The sequence below is a fragment of the Methanolobus psychrotolerans genome, from assembly GCF_002243045.1.
Taxonomy (GTDB): Archaea; Halobacteriota; Methanosarcinia; order Methanosarcinales; family Methanosarcinaceae; genus Methanolobus; species Methanolobus psychrotolerans.
Window position 1 is genome coordinate 13,464 of sequence record NZ_MBKP01000035.1, and the last position, 13,613, is coordinate 27,076.

Here is a 13,613-nt window from a genome sequence, read left to right on the forward strand (position 1 = left end):
TAATTAAATTAGTTAATCTATTATTATATATTTATTTTTGTACTATACATCCTTATCCATTTCGATTGCTACATCATTGAACACAAAAAAACAGTTAGTTTGGACTGAGCTTCTACTATGTTTATTGTATAATACAAAAACTGTAATGGTTTATGCAAGATAATTGAGGAAGATAAATCAGGTAACAATTTTATGATTGTTACCATTTCCCTATAAAAAAAGACTGTCAGGGCTCTTTATTTGGCAGTTTCGTTCACGATGTTCTCAAGGTCAAGTAGGATAAGTAACCTGTCTTCCAGTTTACCGACACCCTTAAGGTATTCTGCATTGATCTTCTGTGATATAATTTCAGGGGTTTGCTCAATGTTTGAGCCCTGCAGACGTATGACCTCACTGACAGAATCAACTACCAGTCCAATTACAGTACCTTCTATATCCACAACAACAACACGGGAGTCGTCAGTTAGCGCTTTTTGTGACATCCCAAAGCGTTTGTCAAGATCCATGACAACTATTATCTTTCCTCTCAGGTTGATGACACCTTTTATATAATCGGGAGCTCTTGGAATCCTTGTTATGTCAGGCATCCGGATAATTTCCTGTACCTGCATAATGTTTACACCAAATTCTTCCACACCCAGGCTGAAAACCACGAGTTGATGAAGGTCATCCTGAATATGATCTTTGTAAGTTTCACTCACTTTTGCCATTTTTTCACCTCAATGAAAGCGGAAATGTATTAGCACACTACAACCCGCATATAACTATTCTGTCTATTATTATATTGAAATTAGTATAAATAACTTCTCTCAGCTTGCAGGAAACATAATCAATTTCCGGCAACTTTCAAAAAACCGATTCTTATTTAAGTATTTAGACCAATACCACGCTAAAAATCAGGGTTAAAATCAGGGTTAAAATCAGGGTTAAAATCAGGATTAAAATCAGGATTACTTTTCAGTTACATTTCACAATTACGAGGGTTCACATGAGCGATATTTTACGTAGAGGACGCTTAACTTCAACACCTGACGAAGATATGATCAATTTTACATCATCAATGTCTGCTGACAAATGGATATTTGAGGCTGATATCCTTGTAGACATGGCCCACACAGTTATGCTGCATGAGCAGGGCATCATTAAAGAGAAAGATTGTAGCAGCATTCTTGGCGGGCTTTTGAAAATAAAGGAAGAAGGTATCGGGAAACTTGATCACAGTTATGAGGATATCCATATTTCCCTGGAGTCCCGGCTTATAGACATCGTAGGTGAGGATACAGGTGGCAGGATGCATTCCGGTCGTTCCCGCAACGATGAAGTTGCAACCTGCATCAGGATAAGGTTAAGGGATGAACTACTGTCTTTAATGGAAGAGCTCATTGTGCTTCGCATGACCCTGCTTGAAAAGGCATCCGAGAATACAGAAACACTCATGCCGGGTTTCACACACCTGCAACATGCACAGCCCACAACTTTTGCACATCACCTTGTTGCACATTCCGATGCTATCGGAAGGGATATCGAACGTATAATCGGTGCCTTCTCAAGAGTGAACAAATGTCCACTGGGTTCTGCAGCTTTTGCTTCAACGGGTTTTGATCTTGATCGCGAAAGGACTCGTTCTCTGCTTGGATTCGACGACCTGCTTGGCAATTCAATGGATGCTGTAAGTACGCGTGACTTCCTGATAGAATCTGCATCTGCAATGGCAAACATCATGGTCAACCTCAGCAAGATGGCAGAGGAGATCATCATCTGGTCCAGCTCTGAATTCTCTTTTGTAGAACTGGATGATATGTATGCTTCCACATCTTCCATTATGCCACAGAAGAAGAACCCGGATTCTGCCGAACTTGTCAGGGGTAAGGCCGGTACGGTCATTGGTTCACTGATGGCTTTGCTTTCACTTTGCAAGGCGCTTCCGTTGAGTTACAACCGTGACCTTCAGGAAGCAACTCCAAATATGTGGCGTGCGGTGGAGACTACCAGAAGTGCTGTCCGTATCACAAAAGGTATGATCGCTACCATGAAGATCAATACTGAGTCCATGGCTGAAAAGTCTGTGCTTGGTTTCACAACCGCCACAGAGCTTGCCGATACACTTGTAAGGACAGCAGGCATTCCGTTCAGGACAGCCCACCAGATAGTTGGTGTGCTTGCACGTGGCAACGGAAGGCCGACATTGGATGAGATAGATGCAGTGGCTCAAAGCATACTTGGTGAAAGCCTGAGTGAGAGGGGATTGACCGGGGACATGGTGAAAGAAGCTCTTGACCCTGTTATGAATATCAGGAGAAGAGCCATCACAGGTGGACCTGCTCCAGATGAGGTCAGAAGGGCAATAAAGGTACGCCAGGAAGAGATCAAGAATACACAGTCAACAATAGAAAGCCTGAACAGGAGTGTTGAGGATGCATTAAATATCCTTTTCAGCGTAGTTGAAGGTTATACGGGAAAAGAGATTTGATATCGCTGGTGTCCAATCTGTTATAGAGTTTATATTTTAAAATCATATTTACATAATCAAGGGATAATCATGGAATTCGAAGAGGGTGACAGAGTAAAGGTCGAAAAGGGCGGTGTGCAGTACGAAGGTATTGTCATGCCGAGCACAACCGGTCATATAATCATAAAGATGATCAGTGGTTACAATGCAGGTATTGACCCGCAGGGTGCCACTGTCACGATAATACAAAAAAAGCAGGATATGCCAGTTTCTTCCAAAGCTGCGGGAAAAGGCGGGATAAGATCCAAACCAGGTCTTCCGAAGGTTTCCATATTGTCCACCGGAGGGACCATTGCCAGTAAGATAGATTACAGGACCGGTGCTGTGACTTCCCAGTTCTCAGCAGATGATATACTGCAGGCAATACCGGAGCTTACAGAAATAGCGAATTTCAGTGGTAAGGCTATCTATAATATACTTTCCGAGAACATGAAAGCTGAATACTGGCAGGAACTTTCAAGGGCTGTCGTGGAAGAGATCAAAAATGGTGCCGATGGTATCATAATTGCCCACGGTACGGACACTATGATGTACTCTGCCGCAGCATTGTCATTTATGATAGACACTCCTGTGCCTATTGTGTTTGTGGGTTCACAGAGAAGTGCTGACAGGCCAAGCAGTGACAATGCCATGAATGCGATATGCGCCGCAAAGGTTGCAGTCAGTGACATTGCTGAGGTTACAGTTGTCATGCACGGCGATGGTTCAGATGATAAATGTTCTATCCACCGTGCGACCAAGGTACGCAAGATGCATACATCCAGAAGGGATGCTTTCAGGTCGATCAATTCTGAACCTATAGGCTATGTGGACTATGCAACAGGGGAAATATGCACTTCACTTCCTTACGCTAAAAGAAATGAAAAGGAACTGGCACTAAATAATTCCCTTGAACCAAAATGTGCCCTCGTGAAATTCACTCCCGGTGCAAGCCCGGATATACTTGGCTACTTTATTGATGCAGGCTATAAGGGCATAGTCATCGAGGGCACAGGACTTGGTCATGTGTCAACCGACTGGATACCGCAGATAGAGAGGGCCACATCAAAGAACATCCCTGTGATGGTCACTTCACAGTGCCTCAACGGAAGGATATGTGACAGGGTCTATGACACAGGCAGGGACATCTTAAAAGCCGGTGCAATTGAAGGAGAGGATATGCTCCCTGAAGTTGCTCTTGTCAAGATGATGTGGACACTTGGGCAGATACAGGATTATGGTGCTGCAGTTGATATACTGAAAGGAAATATCAGATCAGAGATCAATGAAAGGAGTCTTATGTAGCTCTTTTAGTCTTCTCATGCCGGATTTATGATGATACTAAATAATATAAACGTAGTAATTAGGTTTATAAAGAATCAACAAGTATTCATGCGCAAACAGCAGATTTGTTTGTAAAAATAGTAAAATGTCCGACTCGCACAATCAATATACAGTCGGTATTTGATAGCATTTGTAATAATTATAGTTTGATCAGGTGAATTATATGTCATTAGCAAATCTCAGGACGCATTATACGTCACAGATTAACCCCGAGGAACTGGGTGACCAGAAGGTCACTGTGGCCGGATGGGTACACGAGGTCCGTGACCTTGGTGGAATTTGTTTTGTTGTGCTCAGGGACCGTGAAGGAAGGACCCAGGTCACAATGGTGAAAAAGAAGACAGAACCGGAACTCCTGGAAAAGGCAAGGAAACTTGTAAGGGAATCCGTTGTATCTATAACAGGTACTGTCAAGCCCGAAGCAAAGGCTCCGAATGGCTATGAGCTCATCCCGGAGGAAATTACAATTCTAAACGAGGCGGACTCACCATTGCCAATGGACACGACCGGAAAGGTTGAAGCCGAACTTGACACACGTCTTGATGCAAGGTTTATCGACCTAAGGAGAGAAAGGACAACAGCTATTTTCAGGATAAGACATGAAGTACTGAGAGCTGTCAGGAGTTTCCTTACAGAGAACGGTTTTATCGAGGCAACAAGCCCGAAAGTCGTGGCAACAGCAACAGAAGGTGGAACATCCCTTTTCCCGATAACATACTTTGACAGGGAAGCTTTCCTCAACCAGAGTCCACAGCTCTTCAAGCAGATCCTTATGTCAGGCGGACTTGACAGGGTATTTGAGATAGGTCCTATATTCAGGGCAGAGGAACACGACACCCGCAGGCACCTGAATGAAGCAACATCCATTGACATCGAGGCAAGTTTCTGTGATCACTTTGATGTAATGGAGATCCTTGAGAACATGGTCGCATACATCTATGAACAGGTAATCGCAAATGCAGCGGATTCACTTGCAGCCATTGGTGTCGAGCTGAAGGTACCAGTACTTCCATTCAAGAGAGTTACCTATGATGAGGCCATCGATATCGTCAATGCAAGCAGTGAGGAGAAACTCAACTGGGGAGACGACCTTGGTACTGTTGCCGAACATACCATCGGTGAACATGTATTCAGAGAAACCGGAGAATCTCACTATTTCATCATAGACTGGCCAACCGCGATCAAACCGTTCTATGCAATGCCCTATGAGGATAACCCGATCCTGTCCAAGGGATTTGACATGATGCACAGGACAATGGAACTCTCATCAGGTGCCCAGCGTATCCACATTCCTGAGCTTCTTGTAAGCAGGATAGAATCACAGGGTCTGGACCCTGAAGGATTCGAGTTCTATCTCAAGGCTTTCAGGTACGGTATGCCACCACATGCAGGATGGGGTATCGGCTGTGAAAGGCTTGTCATGACCATGCTGGGTGTTGAGAACATCCGTGATGTCGTACTCTTCCCAAGGGACAGGCGAAGACTTTCTCCCTGATCGTTTTGCAGGATGAGTTCTGATGAAAGAAAGAAACCCTACAGGAGAAAGTCCTGAGAAGAAGGCTGCAGGATTTGCAGCCGCTGACCTTGTGAAAGATGGCATGGTTGTCGGTCTTGGTACCGGCTCCACCACAGCTTACACAATAGCTGAGCTTGGAAGGCGTGTTGACGAAGGCCTTGACATCATTGCAGTTGTGACGTCATACCAGTCAGAGATGCTGGCTATACAGGCAGGTATCACCCTTACCTCACTTGCCGAGCACCCGGAACTTGACATAGCCATCGATGGTGCTGACCAGATAGATGCTGCATTGAATGTCATCAAGGGCGGCGGTGCAGCACACACACGTGAAAAGGTAGTTTCACGTTCTGCAGAGCGCTTTGTGATAGTCGCTGACGAATCAAAATACAGTGAACAACTGAATCACTATGTTCCTCTGGAAGTACTTCCCTACGCAAGGGAACTTGTATCAAAGCAGGTACGAAAAATTGGCGGGGAACCTATGCTGCGTCTTGCAGCAAGGAAGGACGGTCCTGTCATATCGGATAATGGGAATTTCATTATCGACGCAAGCTTTGGTGTAATTGAAAATCCAGTGGTGATGTCTGCTCTTCTTTCCCAGGTAGCCGGAATTGTGGAACATGGAATTTTCACCAATGTTGACGAGGTCTACATAGGTAAAAAAGATGGGTCCGTAGAAATAATGTCCTGATCTGTTGATCAGGATCCATTTTTATCATCAAGCGGACAGGCACACAGCTCAAATAATGCTTCTTCTCCTGTGTGTGAGCCTCTGGCTATGAGAATGTCTCCAGCCTGGACAACTGTTTTCTTATTTGGCCTGTATACCCACCTGTCATCCCTTTTGATCGCCATCACATGTACACCGGTTTCAGTCTCTAGTTTTAACTGGCCAAATGTTTTCCCGACTATGGGTGAGCAATTCTGTACGACCAGTTTGGTAATTACCTCATCGGATTCCCTTACAGCAATGGTGATAATGGGGTGCAGCTCGATGTCCCTTAGAACTGTATCTGCAATGGTGTAAGCGGCATCTGAGATCGCTTCTGCCGAGTTTGCAAGTTGCAGGAGCCCGCGGAGTATATTCACATCAGGTACATGTTTTGCAGTTTCAAGCACCCAATGCTGAAGTTCATGTTTCATGGCGTCCATCTCCGCTTCAAGGGCCTTTACTTCATGGGCAATGTCCTCATTGTTGAAAAGCAGGGCAGAATAGGCAAGACCTACGGAAAGCTCTCCCATGTTTTTCATTTCCACAATTATGTCAACAGCTCTCTCAAGGTCTATCAGGAACCTTTCATGCTGCATTTCCCTGGGAACATATTTGCGGTTCTTTACAAGTTCAATGAAAATAGGAACACCTTCGTCATGACCACGGGCAAAAAGAACGTCATCAGGCCTTATGCGGGTCTGGTGATTAGGATCGTATATCCATTCATCATTCCTGCGTATGGCGATGATCCACATTCCTGCTTCCGTGTCGAATTCGATGTCTTCAAGGTTCCTGCCGGCAATGGTTGAATCTTCACTGACGGTTGCTCTGGTTATGGTTTCATCTGCCTCTCTCATTGCAAGTTTTAACTCCGTGGGGATACCCATGTCCATCAAAACGATCTTGGCAATATCTCCGGCTGCATTGGCTATGTTCTCCGACGCACGGGCAACCTGGAGTACACCGGACATCTCTTCTGCTTCCTCAACACGTCTTGTGCTGAGCATAGCAGCGATTTTCATGTGATAGTCAAGTGTATCCATCTTTTCTTCAAGACGCATAACCTCTTCTGCAATATCCTCGTCATCATAGACCATGGCTGAATAAGCAAGGTCTACCATAAGTTCGGATGTATCCTTCATCTCTATCAACAGATCTTTGAGATTGCGTGGAATATACCTTATTTCCTTTGGCCTCATAAATTTCTACCGTTCATTGTATTTCTTATTCTGTATTTGGTTTTTAAATATATTACATTTTAGATTAGGTTCAGGAGATGCATTGTTACAAATATGCCCGTAACTCCGATAAAGTCGCCAAGTGTTGCGATAAGTGGGATTACTGTGTCATCAGGGTCCACTCCAAACCTGTGAGATGCAAATGCGATGGTAATGGTTGCTGAAAAGACTGCCAGCAGTTCAAATGAACCAGCTATGAGGCACAGAGCCATGAGTGTTGTAAATGGCATTCCCATTCCAAGGATACTTCCCGTTATCCAGACTATGATACCCACGAAGGTGCAGGCGCTAAGTCCTACTATGAGGGCTGCAAGGACGCTGTTGCGGACAACAGGATTGCGATGAAGGTGGCTGCCAAGACCCATGTGAAAGGATGATGAGAGTCTTGCGCCAAGCATGCTTCCTGTGTCCCCTCCTATTTTGATTAGGGAAGGTATCAGTACAAGTATGATGGGCATTGAGACGAGTTTCTCGATCTCTAAATTAAGTATCTGGCCTGCGAATATACCTATGACCGATGTGACAAGAAGAATTGGGAACCCTCGCCCGACAATCCCTCTTACTGTGTAGTAACTCATAACATAAGCACCACCTTTGCAGACAGGAAGAGCATTATCATAGACACTATATCACCAATAGTGGCAATTGCAGGCGTGACCACGTTATCAGGGTCAAACCCAAAACGGAACATTCCAAGTGCAAGCAGAACAGCTACAAATGACAATATTAGTCCGGATGTTACCCCGGCGATAACGGCTATCAATATAAGGGTGAATGCTCCTGCACTTTGCAGTCCAAGGCCAACGGTTACCAGGTGACCTACAATTCCTAGTATGAAGGACATTATAAGACTTAATAGAAGAGAACCTGAAACGTTGTTGATTAGTTCAGGGTTGCGGTCTATCTTTGTGATAAGACCCATGTGTATGGCACTCCCAAGGCGGGAGCCCAGTGTACAGGAGATATTCCCGCGCATACCAAGCACAGCAGGTGTTATTACTATCAGGCCCGGTATCATTTGCAGTTCATTGCTCATGCCTGAAAGAATAAGTCCTGAAATTACTCCCCCTATGGTGGCCATGAGTTCAAATGGCAACGCCTCACGTACTATTGACCGGATGCTTCCGTAGTCTCCGATGTACTCCTCGACGACTTCTATCTCGTATTCATCGTCTTCGTAACTTGTATCGTGAGCCATTACAGCCCTATTTTACTTTGTTATTATTTAAATACATGTCAGAAGCTCCACGCTTGTTTTATGCATGTTTTTCTGAGGATTTGTTCTTTCATGGTTAAGCATAAGATACATGTTCACATTTGCTGAAAAGAGGAATATTTCATGTTAAAACATATTGTTATGTGGAAGTTGAAAGAGAACGCTGAAGACAAAAGCAAAATTGGGAATGCATTGCTCATGAAGGAAATGCTTGAAACTCTTAAAGAAGTAATCCCTGAGATCGAAGATATTGAAGTAGGGGTCAATGTTAACTTTTCAGATGAGTCTTACGATGTGGTCCTCTATTCCAAGTTCAGGAATGAGGAAGCACTAAGGATATACCAGGACCATCCTGAACATCAGAAGGTTGCTGAGTTTGTGGGTAAGATCAAGGAAGAACGGGTTGTTGTTGATTATCTGGATTGATGCCTTAATGATTTCTTTTTATCAGGTCGATTAATATTGATTGAAAAGAAGGAAAAGCATGAAAGTTTCAGTAATACTCGGACATCCCTATGAAGAGAGTTTCAACCATGCTATTGCTGGTATGGTGGTTGACACTTTGAAAGCCAATGGACATGATGTCCGGTTCCATGACCTGTACGGGGAAAGGTTTGATCCGCTTCTTCAGGGCGAGGAACTGGTAACTGATCAATCGGATGATCCACTTGTTCGTTCTCATTGTACGGAGATCAGGGAGGCTGATGGAATCGTCATTATCCATCCTAACTGGTGGGGACAGCCGCCTGCCATACTCAAAGGATGGGTGGACCGTGTGCTCAGGGAAAAGATAGCATATGAGTTTGCTTCAGATGATGATGGTTCCGGGCTTCCGATTGGTCTTTTAAAGGCGAAGACTGCTGTTGTGTTCAATACCTCCAATACGCCGGAAGAAAGGGAAAACAATGTTTTTGGTGATCCGCTGGAGAGGATATGGAAGGACTGTGTCTTTGATTTTTGCGGGGTCACGGGTTACAATCGCAGGATGTTCAGGACAATTGCAGGCAGTTCCCCTAAAGAGCGTCAGGGATGGCTGGATGAGGTGAAGGATACTGTTTGCAGGTATTTCCCGCAGGATGGTATAGTTTGAATGGAGTGAGTACTATGAGAAGACCTGAAAAGAGGATCACGAATGAGAATATGGTACACTCCATCCTCAAGGAGGCTACTGTATGCAGGATCGGACTTTGCAAAGACAATGTTCCGTATGTGGTGCCAATGAATTTCGCATACTACGATAATGCGCTCTATCTGCATGCCGCCAGGGCTGGAAAGAAGCTGGATATCATCAATGTGAATCCACATGTCTGCTTCGAGATGGAGTACAAGACTGAGGTTGCTCCTGCACCAACGAGTTGCGGCTGGAGTATGAAATATTACAGTATAATAGGTTGGGGTAATGCCTCCCTCATCACAGATGCCGGGGACAAAACCAGGGCATTGGACCTGTTGATGGAAAAGTACGCCGGAGCGAAAGATCTCTCCTATACGGATACTATTCTGGACAAGGTTGCGATTATCAGGATAGAAATAACTGAAATGACAGGTAAATTTTCAGGATATTGATCGTCAGCATGCTTGTTATGTCTGTTGAAAGTGGCAGGAAATAATATTTTCAATCAATTTTTCCCCGTTTCACTAAAAAAGGTTATATACAACTAGTTACATTAAGGGGTTGCTCGAAGACGAAACCGTCAACGAAAAACTTTATTCGCAAAGCAATGGGCCCGTGGTCTAGCCGGTTATGACATCGCCTTTACACGGCGGGGGTCATGAGTTCGAATCTCATCGGGCCCACCACACTCAATTACTTCTTATGATGCTGATTTTTGCAACACGGCGAGCTGCTTTTCTAAATTCTCGACTCTTGCCTCTAGCGGACTTGTTAACACGGAGTGTACACTTTCCTGATCAACAACAACTAAGAAAGCCTGCTTACCCTCATGAGATGTAGGAATAATCTCTGCACTTTTTCCGATGATACTACCGTACTCTTTTGGTAATCGGATAGATGGATATACTCTGGTCTTGCTTGCTTTGTGGGCAGTGACTTTGCATGTAAACATAGTGTACACTATGTATTATAACGAATTCAATTTTTCTCTGTCCTTCTACCCACCCACCTGTCCCATCGCTCTGGGTAGGCAGGACTTGCATAACTAGATGTTGAATAAAACAGTGTTCATCTATTTTTTTCTGTACTCGAATTGATCTAAGTTGAAATCTTGGCAGTAAAGATAACCACTTTTAGCATTCTCTTTCAAATCATTTCTAAGTATATCTAAGATTCTCCTTTTATCGATAGCACCATTGTAAATTGCCAAAGCCAAATCTAACATGAATAAAGGTCCGTGTGCACCCTCATCTTTGTAATATTTCCTCAGTCTAGTTCTGCCTTTGTCATGAACACATCCTTGTAACAAAAGGGATGTAATTTCTTCTACTTGAGAACGATTGATTGTAAAATACACGTTTGCTGGGATTGGATTTTGTTTATCTTTATTTTCAGTTTCCGTTTTTTTGTTACGTGTACCTATCCTTTTACTTATCTCTTCTATAATCTTAAAATCATCATTCTGTAGTTTGCTCGGAGAAAGAATCTGACCAGAAGCAACTGTTTGTATACCAGATTCAACATCTTTTTGAGATATTTTTTTGATTTCCGCTTCAGAACCAGTTCTTTGGCATAAATTATCATAACTCTGTTTTAATATCTCTAAATATCTTCTAGGAATTCCATTTGCACCATAAACTGCAAGATAAAAAGCCCTCTCATTTTCAAAAATTTCAGTTATTGGATCTGAAATCATTCTCTCAAAAATATATTGTAACCTCTTTCGAGTTAATTCATGAAAAAAGGTTTCATATTCGTCTGCCAATTCATCCAATTGTAGATATTCTACCCCAGCATCTTGTCCAGGATCAAAATTAAAAGAGTGCCCTCTTAATCTTGATGGGTATTCTGTTGCATATGGTGGATAGACAGAAGCAATAAAATAAACATTATTTGTTTGCATATTAGCAGTAAAAGCACCTCTAATTAACTTCAAAAGGCGGAATAGTTCAACTTGAGCATCGGTTGATGCTTCAGAGCATTCATCAAGTAAAAGAATAGTGTAATTGCAACCCAGTATCTCTTTAAGTTGCTTAAAAAATTCGATGATAAATGGAGCTGCACTTTCGTGCGCTAAATTCTTCCCAACAAGTTGAATTTCTTTATCTTCAATTTGTCTGCGAACATCACTAAGTGAGGCTTGAATATGCGGTGCTCCAACTGTAACTCCAGCATTTTGTTCGCTTCCGGATGAAATTCTTTCAAGGATCTTCTCTGGATTATATGCTAAACTTCCTAGTAATCTCTCATTGATATCTTTTATTTTCTGTAAAAGGGTGTCTATATCATCTTCAGTTCGAATTCCAAACATTCTTTTGATAGCATCTACAGATTTCTCAAAACCATTTTTTTGATAAGATATCCTAGACCGTTCTCTTTCAAGAGTTGAGATGGCTTCGGCAACAATACTTGCGTACAGTTGAATACGAAACAGTCTAATATCACTTCCTTCCCACTCAGAAACTCGCGCTAAAGATATGTAAACAGGTAATATCTTCTTTTCAGGATATGTATCAATGCACTTTGAAGAAATCATCTTTAAAATATGTGTTTTCCCAGTTCCTCGGATACCTTCAACTAAGATATTTTTTCCAGTTCCTGAGATAAACGCTTCAATATCAAATCCTGGGTTAATATGTGTTACTGGAAAAAAACCACCTGCTTGTGCATCATGGTTAAAAAAATTAGGGTTTATCGGAATTGCAGACATAACAAAAATAATTGTAGGATTCAATTTAAAGTTTTGCATACCTCTTCAAGGCTAAGTTCGAAAATACATAATCTAAGTGAGTGCTTACATAGAAATACTTCAAGTAATCAGTAATTTTCATGCAGAATCTATAGTGCTTGCTTGAGTTTCAGTCATGTTAAAAACTTATCCACAATTCTTCTATATGCCTCCCTTGCCTGCATCACCTTATTCAAATAATGCGCATTTCCCACCGTCACAGGTGCTCTGCCCTGGATGAAGTCAGCGATACTCTTGGGTACACCTTCGGATATCATAAGGTTCAGGTGCCATTTGCGTATGGTCTTTGCACATACACGTCCATGCCTCAACTTTTCATGTAATGGTTGTAGGTCTATGGTTTACCTATACTGTTCAGTACTGGAATGAATGATGTTGGGAAGAATATCTGGAAGGTTCTTTTGGTGCCTTTTGAAAAGGCAGATGTTGGATAATGAGCGATTTCCAAACTCAATCATGCAGCAAGAACAAACATATTTATGGGCACAATGCTATAGTAGGATGTACTGGCACGATGGAGAAATTGCATGTCAAAAATAACTAAAGTACCAAAAACTCATTCTGAATTTGAACAGGTTGGTACATCAGCACATCGATGCATTTCTGGATTGTCACATAGTGAGCAATCCCGGCACATTGAAGAAATGGCACGAAATGCAACCATGCATGCAGCAAGGGATGCTCTTAAAAATGGCAGAGCTATTACAATCCAGCAGGGTAATGCTATTGTCAGAAAATTCCCAGATGGTCGAGTCGAAAAGATCAAAACACTTGAGAATGCATTCGTTGTTCCAAAGAAACGTGTGTATAAAATATGAAGCGGATTCGAATTTTCGCGGGTCCGAATGGATCAGGCAAATCTACGCTTGTCAAGGAATTTATTGAAAATGATCCGCGGTTAATAAACACGGAATTTCACATTGATCCTGACAAATTGAATATCAAAAAAATTATTGATTTTGAAATATTTGGAATACGGACAGATATTTCTGAATTCAAAGATTACCTTTTAAAATCAACCCTGTTTCAAAAAAGTAAGATCGACATTAACGATATCAAATTTGAAAACGATTGTCTTATCAATGATTTAAACAATCCGTATATGGGTTCATTAGTAGCAGATTTCATTCGAGATAAACTACTTGACTCAGCTATTGTCAACGGCGGTTTACTTTTCCCCACTTTCGTCGGTCTAAAATTCCCCACCTTAAGATATAAAATTACCCCCCCCCC

The 13,613-nt window shown here is 42.6% G+C and carries 13 protein-coding genes, 1 tRNA gene and 2 pseudogenes; 10 read left to right on the forward strand and 6 right to left on the reverse strand.

Features of this window, described 5'->3' with window-relative positions:
* Nucleotides 1–236 precede the first annotated feature (236 nt).
* Nucleotides 237–710 carry a chemotaxis protein CheW gene (locus BB781_RS11120; RefSeq protein WP_094228567.1) on the reverse strand — a complete coding sequence of 158 codons (474 nt, stop codon included), beginning with the start codon at nt 708–710 and terminating at the stop codon, nt 237–239.
* A gap of 278 nt (nt 711–988) precedes the next feature.
* Between BB781_RS11120 and argH the strand changes: the two genes are divergently transcribed.
* From argH to rpiA, 4 genes and pseudogenes are all read left to right on the forward strand, one after another.
* Complete coding sequence (gene argH / locus BB781_RS11125; RefSeq protein WP_094228568.1) at nt 989–2,470, forward strand: argininosuccinate lyase; 1,482 nt, start codon at nt 989–991, stop codon at nt 2,468–2,470.
* A 69-nt stretch (nt 2,471–2,539) separates the two neighbouring features.
* Nucleotides 2,540–3,727: pseudogene (gene gatD / locus BB781_RS11130) on the forward strand (Glu-tRNA(Gln) amidotransferase subunit GatD); the annotation flags it as partial.
* Between the two features lie 268 nt (nt 3,728–3,995).
* Nucleotides 3,996–5,327 (forward strand): aspartate--tRNA(Asn) ligase, encoded by a 1,332-nt coding sequence (gene aspS / locus BB781_RS11135; protein WP_094228570.1) that lies wholly within the window; start codon nt 3,996–3,998, stop codon nt 5,325–5,327.
* A 22-nt stretch (nt 5,328–5,349) separates the two neighbouring features.
* The gene (rpiA, locus tag BB781_RS11140) at nt 5,350–6,042 is read left to right on the forward strand and encodes a ribose-5-phosphate isomerase RpiA (RefSeq protein ID WP_094228571.1); all 693 of its coding nucleotides are present in this window, start codon (nt 5,350–5,352) and stop codon (nt 6,040–6,042) included.
* 8 nt (nt 6,043–6,050) lie between these two features.
* On the opposite strand, the gene BB781_RS11145 is transcribed toward rpiA, so the two are convergent.
* The 3 genes from BB781_RS11145 to BB781_RS11155 are packed head-to-tail and all read right to left on the reverse strand — an operon-like array spanning nt 6,051 to nt 8,499.
* Entirely contained in the window at nt 6,051–7,262 is a 1,212-nt protein-coding gene (locus BB781_RS11145; protein WP_094228572.1) for a potassium channel family protein, read from the reverse strand.
* A 59-nt stretch (nt 7,263–7,321) separates the two neighbouring features.
* Nucleotides 7,322–7,879 (reverse strand): magnesium transporter, encoded by a 558-nt coding sequence (locus BB781_RS11150; protein ID WP_207205280.1) that lies wholly within the window; start codon nt 7,877–7,879, stop codon nt 7,322–7,324.
* Nucleotides 7,876–8,499 (reverse strand): magnesium transporter, encoded by a 624-nt coding sequence (locus tag BB781_RS11155; RefSeq protein WP_094228573.1) that lies wholly within the window; start codon nt 8,497–8,499, stop codon nt 7,876–7,878. Before BB781_RS11155 ends, BB781_RS11150 begins: the two co-directional genes overlap by 4 nt.
* Nucleotides 8,500–8,640: 141 nt before the next feature.
* On the opposite strand from BB781_RS11155, the gene BB781_RS11160 reads away from it, so the two are divergent.
* The 4 genes from BB781_RS11160 (at nt 8,641) to BB781_RS11175 (ending at nt 10,317) form a co-directional block, all read left to right on the forward strand.
* Nucleotides 8,641–8,943 carry a Dabb family protein gene (locus BB781_RS11160; protein ID WP_094228574.1) on the forward strand — a complete coding sequence of 101 codons (303 nt, stop codon included), beginning with the start codon at nt 8,641–8,643 and terminating at the stop codon, nt 8,941–8,943.
* 58 nt (nt 8,944–9,001) lie between these two features.
* The gene (locus BB781_RS11165) at nt 9,002–9,607 is read left to right on the forward strand and encodes an NAD(P)H-dependent oxidoreductase (protein ID WP_094228575.1); all 606 of its coding nucleotides are present in this window, start codon (nt 9,002–9,004) and stop codon (nt 9,605–9,607) included.
* A gap of 14 nt (nt 9,608–9,621) precedes the next feature.
* A complete protein-coding gene (locus BB781_RS11170; RefSeq protein ID WP_094228576.1) occupies nt 9,622–10,083 on the forward strand; it encodes a pyridoxamine 5'-phosphate oxidase family protein in 462 nt (153 codons plus the stop codon).
* 157 nt (nt 10,084–10,240) lie between these two features.
* Nucleotides 10,241–10,317 (forward strand) — tRNA-Val (locus tag BB781_RS11175).
* A gap of 386 nt (nt 10,318–10,703) precedes the next feature.
* Here BB781_RS11175 and BB781_RS11185 read toward each other — a convergent pair.
* Both BB781_RS11185 and BB781_RS11190 read right to left on the reverse strand, forming a co-directional pair.
* Nucleotides 10,704–12,341: a hypothetical protein gene (locus BB781_RS11185; RefSeq protein ID WP_129582698.1), complete on the reverse strand. Its 1,638-nt coding sequence runs from the start codon at nt 12,339–12,341 to the stop codon at nt 10,704–10,706.
* A 152-nt stretch (nt 12,342–12,493) separates the two neighbouring features.
* Nucleotides 12,494–12,691, reverse strand: coding sequence for an integrase (locus tag BB781_RS11190; protein WP_164997858.1), 198 nt, complete (start codon nt 12,689–12,691; stop codon nt 12,494–12,496).
* A 216-nt stretch (nt 12,692–12,907) separates the two neighbouring features.
* On the opposite strand from BB781_RS11190, the gene BB781_RS11195 reads away from it, so the two are divergent.
* Nucleotides 12,908–13,198, forward strand: a complete 291-nt coding sequence (locus BB781_RS11195) for a hypothetical protein (protein ID WP_094228580.1) — start codon at nt 12,908–12,910, stop codon at nt 13,196–13,198.
* Nucleotides 13,195–13,613: pseudogene (locus tag BB781_RS11200) on the forward strand (hypothetical protein); the annotation flags it as partial. The gene BB781_RS11195 and the pseudogene BB781_RS11200, both read left to right, overlap by 4 nt.